Origin of the sequence: Terrabacter sp. MAHUQ-38 (assembly GCF_014518425.1) — a bacterium.
Taxonomy (GTDB): domain Bacteria; phylum Actinomycetota; class Actinomycetes; order Actinomycetales; family Dermatophilaceae; genus Terrabacter.
The window spans coordinates 756,763-770,851 of the sequence record NZ_JACVCU010000001.1 but is presented as its reverse complement, the minus strand read 5'-3'; the positions used below and the strand labels follow the sequence as shown (position 1 = coordinate 770,851).

General features: G+C 71.0%; 16 protein-coding genes. 8 read left to right on the top strand and 8 right to left on the bottom strand.

Annotation, left to right across the window (positions count from 1 at the left end; all coding sequences use genetic code 11):
* Position 1: 1 nt before the first annotated feature.
* From H9I49_RS03640 to H9I49_RS03625, 4 genes are all read right to left on the bottom strand, one after another.
* The gene (locus H9I49_RS03640) at positions 2-874 is read right to left on the bottom strand and encodes a carbohydrate ABC transporter permease (protein WP_188028933.1); all 873 of its coding nucleotides are present in this window, start codon (positions 872-874) and stop codon (positions 2-4) included.
* On the bottom strand, positions 874-1,821 hold the full coding sequence (locus tag H9I49_RS03635; protein ID WP_188028932.1) for a carbohydrate ABC transporter permease: 948 nt from the start codon (positions 1,819-1,821) through the stop codon (positions 874-876). The genes H9I49_RS03640 and H9I49_RS03635 overlap by 1 nt, the downstream gene beginning before the upstream one ends.
* Before the next feature lie 81 nt (positions 1,822-1,902).
* On the bottom strand, positions 1,903-3,261 hold the full coding sequence (locus H9I49_RS03630) for an extracellular solute-binding protein (protein ID WP_188028931.1): 1,359 nt from the start codon (positions 3,259-3,261) through the stop codon (positions 1,903-1,905).
* Between the two features lie 138 nt (positions 3,262-3,399).
* Positions 3,400-4,527 carry an ROK family transcriptional regulator gene (locus tag H9I49_RS03625; protein ID WP_188028930.1) on the bottom strand — a complete coding sequence of 376 codons (1,128 nt, stop codon included), beginning with the start codon at positions 4,525-4,527 and terminating at the stop codon, positions 3,400-3,402.
* 108 nt (positions 4,528-4,635) lie between these two features.
* Between H9I49_RS03625 and H9I49_RS03620 the strand changes: the two genes are divergently transcribed.
* Positions 4,636-4,911, top strand: a complete 276-nt coding sequence (locus tag H9I49_RS03620) for a DUF2277 domain-containing protein (RefSeq protein ID WP_188028929.1) — start codon at positions 4,636-4,638, stop codon at positions 4,909-4,911.
* Positions 4,912-4,953: 42 nt separating this feature from the next.
* On the opposite strand, the gene H9I49_RS03615 is transcribed toward H9I49_RS03620, so the two are convergent.
* Genes H9I49_RS03615 through H9I49_RS03605 form a run of 3 tightly spaced genes read right to left on the bottom strand, consistent with a single transcriptional unit; the run spans position 4,954 to position 6,196 of the window.
* Positions 4,954-5,199: a hypothetical protein gene (locus H9I49_RS03615; protein WP_188028928.1), complete on the bottom strand. Its 246-nt coding sequence runs from the start codon at positions 5,197-5,199 to the stop codon at positions 4,954-4,956.
* Positions 5,196-5,942 (bottom strand): RNA polymerase sigma factor, encoded by a 747-nt coding sequence (locus H9I49_RS03610; protein ID WP_188028927.1) that lies wholly within the window; start codon positions 5,940-5,942, stop codon positions 5,196-5,198. The genes H9I49_RS03615 and H9I49_RS03610 overlap by 4 nt, the downstream gene beginning before the upstream one ends.
* Positions 5,942-6,196 carry a hypothetical protein gene (locus H9I49_RS03605; protein ID WP_188028926.1) on the bottom strand — a complete coding sequence of 85 codons (255 nt, stop codon included), beginning with the start codon at positions 6,194-6,196 and terminating at the stop codon, positions 5,942-5,944. The genes H9I49_RS03610 and H9I49_RS03605 overlap by 1 nt, the downstream gene beginning before the upstream one ends.
* A gap of 123 nt (positions 6,197-6,319) precedes the next feature.
* Between H9I49_RS03605 and H9I49_RS03600 the strand changes: the two genes are divergently transcribed.
* The 6 genes from H9I49_RS03600 (at position 6,320) to H9I49_RS03575 (ending at position 11,142) form a co-directional block, all read left to right on the top strand.
* A complete protein-coding gene (locus H9I49_RS03600; protein WP_188028925.1) occupies positions 6,320-6,781 on the top strand; it encodes a DoxX family membrane protein in 462 nt (153 codons plus the stop codon).
* Positions 6,782-6,784: 3 nt separating this feature from the next.
* Positions 6,785-7,711 (top strand): patatin-like phospholipase family protein, encoded by a 927-nt coding sequence (locus tag H9I49_RS03595; protein ID WP_188028924.1) that lies wholly within the window; start codon positions 6,785-6,787, stop codon positions 7,709-7,711.
* The gene (folE, locus tag H9I49_RS03590; protein ID WP_370587409.1) at positions 7,708-8,343 is read left to right on the top strand and encodes a GTP cyclohydrolase I FolE; all 636 of its coding nucleotides are present in this window, start codon (positions 7,708-7,710) and stop codon (positions 8,341-8,343) included. The genes H9I49_RS03595 and folE overlap by 4 nt, the downstream gene beginning before the upstream one ends.
* Positions 8,344-8,364: 21 nt before the next feature.
* Positions 8,365-8,997 (top strand): class I SAM-dependent methyltransferase, encoded by a 633-nt coding sequence (locus H9I49_RS03585; protein ID WP_188028923.1) that lies wholly within the window; start codon positions 8,365-8,367, stop codon positions 8,995-8,997.
* 79 nt (positions 8,998-9,076) lie between these two features.
* Entirely contained in the window at positions 9,077-9,787 is a 711-nt protein-coding gene (locus H9I49_RS03580; RefSeq protein ID WP_188028922.1) for a DNA alkylation repair protein, read from the top strand.
* Complete coding sequence (locus H9I49_RS03575) at positions 9,784-11,142, top strand: MATE family efflux transporter (RefSeq protein ID WP_188028921.1); 1,359 nt, start codon at positions 9,784-9,786, stop codon at positions 11,140-11,142. The genes H9I49_RS03580 and H9I49_RS03575 overlap by 4 nt, the downstream gene beginning before the upstream one ends.
* A 255-nt stretch (positions 11,143-11,397) precedes the next feature.
* Here H9I49_RS03575 and iolC read toward each other — a convergent pair whose 3' ends face one another.
* Entirely contained in the window at positions 11,398-12,363 is a 966-nt protein-coding gene (gene iolC / locus H9I49_RS03570; protein WP_188028920.1) for a 5-dehydro-2-deoxygluconokinase, read from the bottom strand.
* Between the two features lie 303 nt (positions 12,364-12,666).
* Between iolC and H9I49_RS03565 the strand changes: the two genes are divergently transcribed.
* Positions 12,667-14,001 (top strand): extracellular solute-binding protein, encoded by a 1,335-nt coding sequence (locus H9I49_RS03565; RefSeq protein WP_188028919.1) that lies wholly within the window; start codon positions 12,667-12,669, stop codon positions 13,999-14,001.
* The last annotated feature ends 88 nt before the right edge of the window (positions 14,002-14,089 follow it).

Sequence of the window (14,089 nt, the reverse complement as noted above, 5' to 3'; positions counted from 1 at the left end):
GTCAGCCCTTCACCGCCCCGCCCACGAGGCCGCTGCTCATCCGCCCCTGCACGATGAGGAAGAAGATGATGACCGGCACCGCGACGACGGTCGAGGCGGCCATCACCTGGCCCCAGTCCGTCTCGCGGGTAGCGCTGGCCTGCACGAAACCCCGCAGCCACAGCGGCAGCGTCCGCGACTGCTCCTCGGTCATGACGACCAGCGCGACGGTGAACTCGTTCCACGCCTGCAGGAACGCGTAGACACCCGACGCGACGAGCCCGGGAGCCAGCAGCGGGAAGGTGATCCGCAGGAACGCCTTGCTCCGCGACAGACCGTCGACCATGGCGGCCTCCTCGAGCTCGATCGGCACGCCGGCGACGAACCCGCGCAGCATCCACACCGTGAACGGCACGACCGCGGCCGTGTAGAGCAGGGCGAGCCCGAGCACGTTGTTGAGCAGCCCGACCGAGCTCATCATCTTGTACTGCGCGATGAAGAGACCCTCGGCCGGCAGCATCTGGATGAGGAGCAGCGCGAGCACGAAGGAGCGCCGGCCCCTGAAGCGGAAGCGACTGATCGCGAGCGCCCCGAGGAAGGCGATCACGATGGCCGCCGCGACCGTGATGAGCGTGACGGTGAGCGAGATCCCCAGGGCCCGAAGGAAGCCCGCGTCGTCGAGGACGGTCGCGAAGTTGTCGAGCGACCCACCGAAGGGCAGGAAGGTCGGCGTCGTGCGCTGCAGCGTCACCGTGTCGAGAAAGGCGGAGTTGATCATCCAGTAGACCGGGAACGCCCACACCACGGCGACGGCGACGGCGACCACCGACAGCAGGGCGCGGCGTCCCGACCGACGGGACCGCGGCTGTTTCGCCGCGAGGAACGGAGTACGCATCAGGACTCTTCCTTCATGAGGGAGCGGACGTAGTACCAGCTGACCGCGACGGTGATGACGAGCATGAGGATCGAGACGGCGCTGGCCATCCCGAAGTCGCCTGCGCCCGTGCCGAGCTGGTAGATGTACGTGCCGAGCAGGTGGGTGTCGTTGGCGACGCCGCCGGCGTCCTGGAGCAGCTTGACCTGCGTGAAGACCCTCAGGTCCCAGATGAGCTGGAGCAGCAGGACGATCGAGATGACCGGTGCGACGAGCGGCAGGATGATGTGGCGCAGTCGCTGCCAGCCGCCGGCCCCGTCGATCTCGGCCGCCTCGAGGACCTCCGGCGAGAGCTGGGTGAGCCCGGCGTAGATCGACAGGGCGACGAACGGGACGCTCATCCACACGACGATGACGGCAGCGACGACGAAGAACGAGATCGGGTCGACGAGCCAGTTGTGCCCCTGCGCGTCGACGCCGAGGCGCTCGAGCGCCCAGTTGAGCAGTCCGTTGCGCCAGTTGACGATCCACGTCCAGACCGTCATCGACGCGACGACGGGCATGGCCCACGCCAGCAGCAGCGCGACCTGCAGGACGACCCGGGGACCCCGCCCGACGGCATACATGAGCATGGCGAGGGCGAGCCCGACGGCGACGGTCACGAGCGCACACACGAGGCAGAACGCGATCGAGCGGCCGACGATGACCCAGAGGTTCGGGTCGGTCAGGAGCGCCGTGTAGTTGGACAGGCCCACCCACTCGGGCGGCTGACCGAACTGCTGCATCATCCCGAAGTGCTGGAAGCTCGTGACGATCTGCCAGCCGACGGGGTAGCCCAGGGCGGCGAGGAGGACGAGGAGCGTCGGGACGACGAGCACGGCGGGCATGGCCCGCCGGGGTCGCCTGGCAGGAGGGGCAGGCTGGGGTTGGTGGGTGGTGTCGGGCGGGACGATCGCCGTCGAGGTCATGGCGGGCCTTTCGAGCCTGGGTCCGACGGCCGGGCGGGTGGACGCCCGGCCGCCGGGGGTGGAGTCAGGCGGCGGGCGCCGTCACGAGAGGTTGAGCAGCGGCGTGATCTTGGCGTCGTACTCCTTCGCGAGCGCCGTGAGGTCGGAGGCGTCGCGGATCTTGGAGAAGAACTCCTCCATGATCATCTTCGACTCGACCGTGGCCCAGCCGGGAGCGGCCGGCGTCAGCTTGGAGTTCGCGGCGGAGTCGACGAGGGCCTTGGCGAACTGGTCGTCGCCGAGGGCGCTGACGTAGTCGCTGTTGGCCGGGCCGAGGCCGGCGCCCCCCAGCTTCTTCTGGTAGTCGGCCGAGAAGATGATCTTCAGCAGCTCCTTGGAGAGCTCCTGGTTCTGGCTCGCCTTGGAGATCGCGATGTTCGAGCCGCCGGCGAACACCGGCGCGGGCTTGCCGTCGTTACCCGGCAGGACGAACGCGGCGAACGTCTTGTCGTTCCACTCGCGGACCTTCTTGCCGTCCTTCTCCTTGAGGTCGCCGATCGACCAGTGCGCCCAGCCCGGCGCCATGATCGTCGCGGCGGCGAGGGACGTCTTGCCCGTGACCTTCTGGTTCTCGTCGAGGATCTCGTCGGCGTCGTTGACGTAGAGCCACGGCGTCTGGTCCTTGGCGTCGGCCGGTGCCTTGGACGCGTTCCGGTAGAGGTCCTGCAGCTGGGTCAGGCCCTTGACGGTGTTGGGGTCCGCGAGCGTCGAGACCCATTTGCCGTTCTCCTGCTTGGCGAGGTCACCTCCGTTGGCGAAGATCCACGAGATGCCGTTGCGCCAGTCCTGGCCGCCGAGGAAGAAGCCGCTGAAGTTCTTGATGCCGCGGGGGTTCTTCGCCGTGATGGTCTTGACCGCCGCGTTGAACTCGTCGAGCGTCGTCGGCGTGTTGACACCGGCCTCCTTCCAGAGGTCGGCGCGGGCGAACATGTAGCGCGAGCCGAAGTAGTACGGCAGCGCGTACTGCTTGCCGTCGACCGAGCCCACGTCGACGAACGACTGGAGCAGCTTGCTGCCGCCGAGCTCCTGGTAGAGGTCGGAGACGTCGCTGAAGGCACCGACGTTGGTGAAGGTCGGGCTCTGGGTGTTGCCGATCTCCGTGACGTCTGGCGTGTTCTTCGGGTCGGGCAGCGAGGTCGTCAGCTTCGTGACGAGGTCGCCCCAGCTCTGCTCCTCGATCTTGAGGGTCGCGCCGGTCTTGGCCTTGAAGGTGTCCTGCAGGTAGGTGCGCAGCTCCTTCGGGGTGTCGGTGCCGGCGAGCCAGAGGGTGATGGTCTTGCCCGCGTTGCCGGACGCGCCGGCGGACGGGGCTGTCGCCGAGCCGGTCGCACCCCCACCGCATGCGGTGAGGACGAGCGCCGCGGTGGTCGTGGCCACGGCCAGACCGAGGGTCTTATTCATTCCTGTTCCTTTCGAAGGGGCCGCGGTGCGGACCGGTTGTTCCCTGTGGAGGGGAGATGTCTCGGGTGGCCCTGCGGGCCGGTGGGGTATGCCGGGTGGCTGCGGTCGAGAGCCCCGCGCCGGGTGAGTGGGGGCGGGTCAGGCGACGCCGAGCTGGTCCCAGAGGACGAGCACGGCGGCGCCGCGCAGCACGATGTCGTCGGAGTGGTGCGCGAGACGCACGGTGAGGTCGGTCGTGGTGCGGGCGAGCAGCCGCGCACGGAGGGTCTGCTCGACGGCGTCGCGCAGGACGCCCGCGAGCAGGTGCTCGGGCCCGCTGAGGACGACCTCGGAGAGGTCGAGCGCGGCCACGACGGGGGCGAGGGCGATGCCGAGGCGCTCGCCGGCCTCGCGCAGCGGCTCGTCGCCACCTGCCGCGGCGAGGGCCTTCTCGAGGTTCGGGGCGGACACCCAGGTCTCGAGGCAGCCGACCTTGCCGCAGCGGCACGTCGCGCCGCCGTCGGTGCCGACGGTGACGTGCCCGATCTCGCCGGAGGCGAAGTGGGCGCCGCGCACACGCTGCCCGCCGACAATGAGGCCGCCACCGACACCGCGGCCGATCTTGACGAGGACGAGGTCGTCGCCGCCATCGCCGAGGGTGTGGTCGGCGTGGACGGCGGCATCGGCGTCGTTGACGACGAAGACGGGCAGGCCGGTCGCGTCGGCGACGATGTCGCGAAGCGGCACATCGGTCCAGCCCAGGTTGGGGGCCGTGCCGACGACGCCGCCCGGGCCGACGATGCCGGGCGTTCCGACGCCGATGCCGAGCAGCGGCGCCGTCGCCGCGGCGACGACCTCGGCGACGAGGTCGAGGACGGTGTCGACGACGGCCTGGCCCGAGTCGTCGGCGATCGGCCGCTCGGCTCGGACGAGGATGTTGCCGTCGAGGTCGAGCACGGCGGCCCGGAGGACCTCGTGGGCGGCGAGGTCGACGCCGATCGCCTGCAGGCCGGTGCGGTTGACGTCGACGAGGGTCGCCGGCTTGCCGGGGCGCACGACGTCCGAGGGACCGAGCTCGACCGCGTGGCCGCTGTCCATGAGCTCGGCGACGAGGTCGGAGACGGTCACCTTGCTCATCCCGAGGCGGCGGGCAAGGTCCGCGCGGCTCATCGCCCCGACCGAGTAGAGCATCTGGAGCACGAGCGAGAGGTTGTGCCGGCGGCCGTGGGCCGGGAGCACGGCAGTCCGTGGGGAGACTCGTCGGGCGCGGGGCGTGGTCGTCGTCACAGGAGTTAGTAAAGTTTACTAACTCCTAAATGACAACCCTTTGGGCAGAGAAATCTCCGGCGGACGACAAGACCGGACGGGGTGGGTGGCACGACATACAGTCGAGGCATGTGCCGCAACATCCGACAGCTCCACAACTTCGAGCCGCCCGCGACGTCCGACGAGGTGCGCGCCGCAGCGCTGCAGTACGTCCGCAAGGTCAGCGGGAGCACCAAGCCGAGCCAGGCCAACCAGCACGCGTTCGACGAGGCCGTCGAGGCGGTCGCGCACGCGACGCAGCACCTCCTCGAGCACCTGACGACGACCGCCCCGCCCAAGGACCGCGAGGTCGAGCGTCAGCGGGCCCGGGAGCGCAACGCCGTCCGCTTCGGCACCCCCGCCTGACCCGGCGCGACCGCCGTCCGGGCAGTTCGACGGTCTCCGCGCTCAGGCGCCCCCGCCCCGGAGGAGCTGGATCAGAGACTGCGCCTCCTCGTCGCAGGCGGCGCACCCGCGCAGGTGCGTGGCCATGGCCTCGTCCCGGTTGCCGGGGTCCCGGACGGCCGCCTCGGCGTAGGCGTCCATCCGCTCGAAGCACTCGTCGCACGAGAGCCAGGGCGTGGTGTCCTGCAACAGCGCGTCGACGTGGACGGCCTGGAGCTCGGGCGGACGTGGCTGCGGTGTCGTGCTCATGAGGTGCCTGCCGTGGGGTTTGGGGACACGCGGGAGCGATGGTCGGAGGAGACCGCATCACGAGGGCCGGCTCGAGGCGGTGACAGGTAGCCGCTGGCGATGAGCTCGGCTCTCAGCCGAACGCGTACGTCGTGGAGCGTCTTGTAGAGCGCGCCCCGGTTGGTGCCCAACCGGGCGGCCAGCACGTCGATCGGCACACCGTCGACGAGCAGTGCGATCGCGATCCGCCGTTGGTACGGGGTCAGGACGCGTCGCATCGCGTCGGCCACGGCGCCGGCGAGGTCGGTGCCCTCCGCGCACAGCTCCGGGCTGTCGTGCGCTGGTGCGCTGGGAACGTCGAGGTCGCGCAGCTCGACCTCGCGGTGCTGCCACTGCAGCCGGCGCACTTCGGTCGCCGCCTGGAGGATTGCGAACTTGAAGGCCCACGTGGTGAACCGGCTGCGCCCCTCGAACGTGTGCAGCTTCCCGAGCAGCGCGGTCATGGCCTCGTCCGCGGCCTGGTTCACGATGACGTCGACGGCCGCGGGTGACGGGTCGGGCAACGATGCCCGCATCCGCCACACCTGGTGACCTGCGGCCCGGATCATCAGCGCGTGGAGCTCCCGCAGGGCCGCCGCCTGCTCCGGCCCGTCCGTCGCGAGCGCCGCCACCCAGTTGGTCGGCTCAGGCCGGTTCCTCGCGTCCTGGTCCCCGACGGACACCGCCGTGCCCGACCGGCGGTCGTCCCAGCTCTCGGCCGTCATCAGCCGGCCTCGAGATCGCCGGTGTCGTCGAGTGGCGACAGGATGCGTGCCGCCAGCTCCGGTGGGCAGCCGGCGTCGACCAGCTGCAGCAGGGCGTGCAGGTCGACGCGCGTGCGGGCCAGAGTGCTGGCGAGCACCGGCGGGAACCCCGCTTCGCGCAGGCGGCAGTACCTCCAGTCGACGACGTCGAGCGGCGGGCCGGCCGACTGGCACGGAGCCGGCGAGGCGGGGGGACGGCTCGGGCGGGTGATCATGCCCTGTTTGCGGTACGCAGCCTGCCAGGTCTTACCGGCGGCGACCTGCTCGGTAAGACGCGCGACTCCTTCCCGCGCTAACACCCTGTCAGCGTCCCACCTCACCGCCCTCCAGGAGGACCCATGGTCACCATCGGCACCCACCGCTCGCTCGACGAGACGGGAACCCCCACGCGGCCGCATCGGGGTGACGCCGTCCACCAGGCGTATGCCGTGCTGCGGACCGCCTTCGTCGTCGCTCCGGTCGTCTTCGGCCTCGACAAGTTCACGAACGTCCTCGTGCAGTGGGACCAGTACCTCGCTCCCGCCCTGTCGCAGCCGCTGCCCTTCTCCCCACACCAGACGATGTATGCCGTCGGCGTGATCGAGGTGGTCGCCGGGCTCGTCGTGGCCTTCCACCCACGGCTGGGCGCCCTCGTCGTGGCTGTGTGGCTCGCCGGCATCATCGTCAACCTGCTTCTGCTGCAGGGCTTCTACGACGTGGCGCTGCGCGACTTCGGGCTGCTGATGGCCGCGGTCGCCCTCCAACGCCTGGCCACGCGGTACGACCCGCGGCCCACCCTGTGGCCGTTGCGTCGGGGCTGAACCGTGAGCACGGCGTTCGTGCTGACGGGTGGCGGCAGCCTCGGAGCCGTGCAGGTGGGCATGCTGGCCGCGCTGCACGCGTACGGGGTCGAGCCGGACCTGCTCGTCGGCACGTCCGTCGGAGCGGCCAACGCCGCCTACCTCGCCGGGCCGGGCAGCACCGGTGCGCGCCTGGAGACGCTCATCCGCCTCTGGGAGCGGATGCGTCGCCAGGACGTCTTCACCGTGGACCTTCGGCGCTGGCTCGGCGCGGCTCGAGGCACGCGACCGTCACTGTTCTCGGGTGCGGGGCTCGAGCGGCTGCTCGAACGAAACCTCGGCTACGACTCGCTCGAGGATGCACGCATCCCCGTCCTCGTCACGGCCACGGACCTCGTCACGGGCCACGGCCTGCTGCTCGATAGCGGCCCGGTCGTCAGTGCGGTCCGTGCCAGTGCCGCCGTCCCCGGCGTGCTTCCACCGGTCGTGCGTGACGGCCGGACGCTGGTCGACGGCGCGATCGGGGAACTGGACCTACTCGGGCGCACGGCGGCCCTCGGCGTCAGCGACATCTACCTGCTGCCCGCCGGCTACCCCTGCGCCGGAGCCGGACCGAGGACTGCGCTCGGCACGGTCCTCACCGCGCTCAGCCTGCTGCTCCACCGCCAGATCAGTGCGCAGTTGCGGGACTACGTCGGCAGCGCCCGGCTGCACGTCCTTCCCCCGCTGTGTCCGCTCTCCATCTCGCCGGCCGACTTCAGCCAGACGTCCGCGCTCGTGGCCCGGGCCACCGACGCCACCTTCCGGTGGCTGGAGGCCCGTCCCGAGGCGACGGGCGACCCCGGTGTCCTCGCTCTCCACACCCACCACGGCCGACCGCCGCAGCCGGACCGCCACCCCACACGGGCGCCGGTCCCCGTCCCCGGACCCACGAAAGGACTGACCACGTGAACACGTCAGCAGAGCCGGCCCCGAGCCACCGTCGTCACGGCACCCGGAAGAACTGGTCGGGCACCGGCGCAGTCACCGAGCCCGACCTGGCCCGCGCCGCGACCGGAGCGAGGATCCTGCTGGAGGCGCTCGGGCTCGATCTCGAGACGGAGTCGCTCGCGCGCACCCCCGAGCGCATGGCGGCGTCGTTCGTCGAGCTCATCAGCCCGCGACCCTTTTCGATGACGACGTTCCCCAACGACGGCGGCTACGACGAGCTGATCGTGGCGCGGAGCATCCCGGTCCGGTCCCTGTGCGAGCACCACATGCTCCCCTTCGTCGGGACCGCCCACATCGGCTACCTCCCAGGCGCGCGCATCCTCGGGCTGTCCAAGCTGGCCCGCGTCCTCGAGCACTTCGCCTCCCGCCCCCAGGTGCAGGAGCGGCTGACCGTCCAGGTCGCCGACTGGCTGAGCGCCCAGCTGTCCCCGGTCGGTGTGGGAGTCGTCATGGAGGCCGAGCACCTGTGCATGACCCTGCGCGGCGTCCAGGCGCCGGGCACCACCACCATCACGTCGAGTCTTCTGGGGGCACTCAGGGAGGACTCACGCTCGCGGGCCGAGTTCCTGGCCCTGACGCGCGTGGCGGGCTGAGCCGGCGCCTACGCTCGGGGCATGGGCTTCTGGGCGCGGCAGGTCACCCCACGGCTCGTCGACTCCGGATCCGACGACCCGAAGATCATGCCGCTGCGGGCCGAGGCCTGCCGCGGGCTGCGTGGCGACGTCGTCGAGCTGGGGTTCGGCAGCGGACCGAACACCACCGTGTACCCGCCGCAGGTGACGAGCGTCGTCGCCGTCGAGCCCTCCGACGTCGCCTGGCGCCGGTCGGAGCAACGCCGGGCCGCGAGCCGGGTCCCCGTCACGCGCGGGTCCCTGGACGGCCAGCACCTCGACCTGCCCGATGACAGCGCCGACGCCGTGCTCTCGACGTTCACGCTCTGCACGATCCCCGACCTGCCGCTGGCTCTCGCGGAGGTGCGCCGCGTCCTGCGCCCGGGCGGCGCGCTGCACTTCTTCGAGCACGGCATCGCCCCCGACGAGTCGGTCCGGCGATGGCAGCGCCGGCTCGAGCCGCTCCAGAAGCGCGCGTTCGACGGCTGTCACCTCACGCGCCCGATCGACCGGATCGTCGCCGACAGCGGGCTCGAGCTCGAGCGCCTCGAGACCGCCTACGGACCCTTCCCCCGGGCGATGAGGCCGTGGACCTACGGCTACCTCGGCCGGGCGGTCAAGCGGCCCGTCGACTGAGACCCGGCGCCTACCCGACCGGCGAGTCGGCGCTCGGTCACTGCGCGGCATCGTGGGCACGTCCGACTACCTTGGGCGCATGGCCTCCGACCCGCACCCCGACCTCGCGTCGGAGGTGCGGGCCGCGCTCCTCGCGCGAGCCGATGCGGAGCGGGCCCGCGGGCAGCAGCGCTACATGAAGTCCGCCATGCCGTACTTCGGCCTCACCTCGCCGCAGCTCGCCGCCACGCTCCGTCCACTGTTGCGCGACCCGGGACTCGCCATGGAGTCCCGCGAACAGTGGCTCGCCACCATCGAGGACCTCTGGCAGGGGGCCACCCACCGCGAGCAGTGGTATGCCGCGATCGCCCTCGCGCGCCACCGCGCCTATCGATCGTGGGTCGACAGCGAGGCGATGCCCTTGTGGGAGAGCCTGATCCGCGCGGGGGCCTGGTGGGACGTCGTCGACGAGATCGCGACCCACCTCGTGCGCGACACGCTGCTGGCCGCCCCGGCCGTCGAGGGACTGCGGCTACGCGACTGGTCCGGCAGCGACTCGCTCTGGGTGCGGCGCGCCTCGATCATCGGCCAGGTCGGCGCCCGCGAGCGGCTCGACCAGCAGCTCCTGGCTGACGTCATCGAACCCAACGTCGACGACCGCGACTTCTTCATCCGCAAGGCGATCGGCTGGGCCCTGCGCGACCATGCCCGCCACGACCCGGACTGGGTGCGCGCCTTCGTGGCCGAGCACCCCGACCTCGCCGGCCTCTCCCGCCGCGAGGCGCTCAAGCACCTCGGGCCGTTGCGGTGAGCGCCTCCCAGCCGACGAGCCGGCCCCCGACCCGGCTTCCCGGCCACCGGCGCGAGATCCTCCGCCTCGCCGTCCCGGCCTTCCTCGCCCTCATCGCCGAGCCGCTGTTCCTGCTCGCCGACTCGGCGATCATCGGCCACCTCGGCACCGCCCAGCTCGCCGGGCTCGGAGTGGCGAGCGCCGCGCTCGTCACCGCCGCCGGCATCTTCGTCTTCCTCGCCTACGGCACGACCAGCGTCGTCGCCCGCCACCTCGGCGCCGGCGACGAGGAAGCCGCCATCAGTGCCGGGGTGGACGGCCTGTGGCTGGCGCTGGCTCTGGGCACGGTCACCGCAGCGGTCGTCGCCGTGGCCGCGAGGCCGATCAGTGCAGCATTCGGCGCCTCCCCGGCGGCCATCGAGCAGGCGACGACCTACCTGCGCATCTCGGCGTTCGGCATCCCGGCGATGCTCGTGATCCTCGCCGTCACGGGCGTCCTGCGCGGCCTTCAGGACACGACCACCCCGCTCGTGGCGTCGGTCGTCGGCTTCGGCGCCAACATCGTGCTCAACCTCGTCTTCGTCTACGGGCTGCGCTGGGGCATCGCCGGATCCGCTTGGGGCACCGTCATCGCGCAGACCGGCATGGGCATCGCGCTCGTCACGGTCCTGCTCCTCAAGGCCCAGACGCGCGAGGCACGGCTGCGACCGCATCCTGCACGGATCCTCGCGGCCGCGCGCACCGGCATACCCCTGCTCGTCCGCACCCTCGCGCTGCGCGCGACGCTGCTGGTCACGACGTGGGTGGCTGCATCGCTCGGTGACGTTCCGCTCGCGGCGCACCAGGTGGCGTTGACGGTCTGGTCGTTCCTGGCCTTCGCCCTCGACGCGCTCGCCATCGCCGCGCAGGCGATCGTCGGGCGCGCGCTCGGCGCCGGTGACCGAGAGGGCGTACGCGTCGCGATGGGCACGATGGTCCGCTGGGGAGTCTGGGGCGGGCTCGCGCTGGGGCTCGTTCTCGTCGCGCTGCACGGCGTCATCCCGGCGCTCTTCACGACCGACCCCGCCGTCCGCGACGCGCTCGGGGCCGCGCTGATCGTCGTCGGGCTGGGCCAGGCCGTCGCCGGTTACGTCTTCGTCCTCGACGGCGTGCTCATCGGCGCCGGCGACGGCTCGTGGCTCGCCTGGGGCATGGTCATCACGCTCGTCGCGTACCTTCCCTTCATCCTCGCGGTCCGCGCGGCCGGCCCGAGCGGCGAGCCGGCCCGGGACGTCATCGTCCTGTGGGCGGCCTTCACCGCGTTCATGGTGATCCGTGCGTGCGTGCTCGGCTGGCGCGCCCGTCGTGACGACTGGATGGTCGTCGGGGCGCGCTGAGGGACACGGGGCGCGCGCCTCCGCCGATGCCGGCGAGGCCACCCAGACCGCACGCCGAACAGGTCAGAGACAACTACTACGGCATTCCCAGTGTTCTTTAAGGTCCGGCGCTCATAGTCGTTCTCGTGAGTTGCTCCTTTGTGGCTCGGTGATCTCCTCCCCCTGTCGGATCACCGGGTCTAGGGCACCCGCCCCTGCTGGTCGAGTTCGGCGACGTGACCAGCAGGGGCGGGTTTTCTCTTTCCGCCCCGCGGCTCACATCGCGCCGTCGGCCACCTCGACGTCCGACAGGAGGGCCTGGACCTCGGCCGTCGTCGGCATGGCCGTCGAGCACTCGAGCCGTCCCGCGACGAGGGCGCCGGCGACGTTCGCGAAGTGCAGGATGCGCTCGAGGTCCCAGCCCTCGAGCAGTCCGTGCACGAGCGCGCCACCGAAGGCGTCACCCGCGCCGAGCCCGTTGACGACGTCGACGGGGAACGCGCTGACGGTGACACGCTCATCCTGCGTCATGGCCAGCACGCCGCGCGGACCCTGCTTGACGACGGCCAGCTCGACCCCGCTCGCCAGCAGGGCGCGGGCAGCGCGCTCGGGATCGGTCTCCCCCGTCGCCACCTCGCACTCCTCCGTGTTGCCGACCGCGACCGTGACGTTGCGGACCGCCTCACGCACCTGCCTGCGGGCCTCGTCCACGTCGCTCCAGAAGACCGCGCGGTAGTCGAGGTCGAGCACCGTGAGGGGGGCGCGCCCGCGCTCCTGCCACGCGGCGACATGGGCGGCCCGGCTCGGCTCCTGACTGAGACCGGTGACCGTCGACCAGTGGACCCGCGCCTCCCGGATCGCCTGCAGCGGAATGGAATCCGCGGTGATGAGCAGGTCGGGTGCGGTCGGGTAGCGGTAGAACCAGATCGGGAAGTGGTCGGGCGGGAAGACCTCGCAGAACGTGACCGGCGTCGGGGGTCCTCCGGCGATGGTCTGCACGTGCGCGTCGTCGACGCCCAGCTGGAGCAGCTCGCGGTGGACGAAGCGCCCGAAGGCGTCGTCGGCCGTCGCGCTGACGAGCGCGGCGCGCCTGCCATGGCGGGCCGCCGCCACGGTGACGTTGGCCGCGCTGCCGCCGAGGAACTTCTCGAACGAGCGCACCTCGTCGAGCGTGACCCCGTGCTGGAGCGGGTAGAGATCGACGCCGACCCGACCGAGCGCGACGAGGTCGTAGGCGGTCATGGGAGCCTCCCGGTCAGCGACGGTGCCTGTGTCGGTGCCTGTGTCGGTGCACGTGTCGACGCCTGGAACGGCGCCCGACCCCACCACGCTAGCCGTCGAGCCGACGTCGCGGTGGGTCGAGCACGCGCACACATCGCCCACCGCGACGCACTTCGGGCGACGTGGATCACGGATTGGTCACGGGTCTTGACCGATGCCCTGTCGGAGGTCCACTCTCTCCCGTGAGAGCGCTCTCATGGTTCGGTTCCACGCACGGAGAGCGCTCCCACACCCGCTAGGGGATGAAGACCAAAGGAGCTCTCCATGACATCCCGTTCCACCCGGATCGGCGCGCCCTCCGTGCGCTCACGCCATGCAGTTCTCGCCACCCTCACCGCGTCGCTGCTGGCCTTCTCGGCGTGCAGCTCCGGCTCGGGTGGCGACGGGCCTGCCACCCAGGCCGGCAGCACCGGCGGCCAGGGCGACGGCGGTCAGGTCACCCTGACGCTCGCCACCTTCAACCAGTTCGGCTATGAGGAGCTCATCCCCGAGTTCGAGAAGACGCACCCGAACATCAAGGTCACCCACAAGAAGGCCGCGACCTCCAACGAGGCCCGCGACACCTTCTTCACCCGGCTCTCGGCAGGCAGCGGCATGGCCGACGTCGAGGCCGTCGAGGTCGACTGGCTGCCCGAGATGCTCCAGTACTCCGACAAGTTCACCGACCTCACCTCCCCGGACGTCCAGGGCCGCTGGCTCGACTGGAAGGCCAAGGCCGCCACCGACGCCGATGGCCACCTCATCGGCTACGGCACCGACTCCGGCCCCGAAGCCATCTGCTACCGCAGCGACCTGTTCAAGAAGGCGGGCCTGCCGAGCGACCGGGAGTCGGTCGCCAAGCTCTTCGGCACGACGTGGGACAGCTACTTCGCGGCCGGCAAGCAGTTCGCAGCGAAGTCCAAGGTCCCGTTCTTCGACAGCCTCGGCGCGACGTACCAGGGCATGATCAACCAGGTCCAGGCCGCGTACGAGAACCCCGAGGACGACACGATCACGGCGACCGACAGCGCAGAGGTCAAGAAGATCTACGACCAGGTCGTGCAGGCGGGCATCACCGACGGCCTCTCGGCCAAGCTCCAGCAGTGGGGCGACGACTGGACCGCGAGCTTCCAGAAGGACGGCTTCGCGACCATGCTCTGCCCCGGCTGGATGGTCGGCGTCATCGAGGGCAACGCCAAGGGCGTCAAGGGCTGGGACGTCGCCAACACCTTCCCCGGTGGCGGCGGCAACTGGGGCGGCTCCTACCTCGTCGTGCCCAAGCAGAGCGCGCACCCGAAGGAGGCGCAGGTCCTCGCCTCGTGGCTGACTGCCCCCGAGCAGCAGATCAAGGCCTTCAAGAAGGTCGGCGCCTTCCCGAGCCAGCAGGCTGCACTGACCAGCCCCGAGCTGCTCTCGGTCAAGGTTGCGGCGTTCAACAACGCCCCGACCGGCGAGATCTTCGCCGAGCGCGCCAAGGCCGTGACCGTCGCGCCGTACAAGGGCACCCACTACTTCGCCATCAACGACGCGATGCAGCAGGCGCTGACCCGCGTCGAGCAGGGCTCCACGCCGCAGGAGTCCTGGGACAAGTGGGTGGCCGACGTGAAGGCCCTGGGCTGACCACGCCCGATCCCCAGGGAACAGACGGGGGCGGGTACGCGCCACCCGCCCCCGTCCCGCCCCTCCACCAGCCAGCGGTATGCCGCTG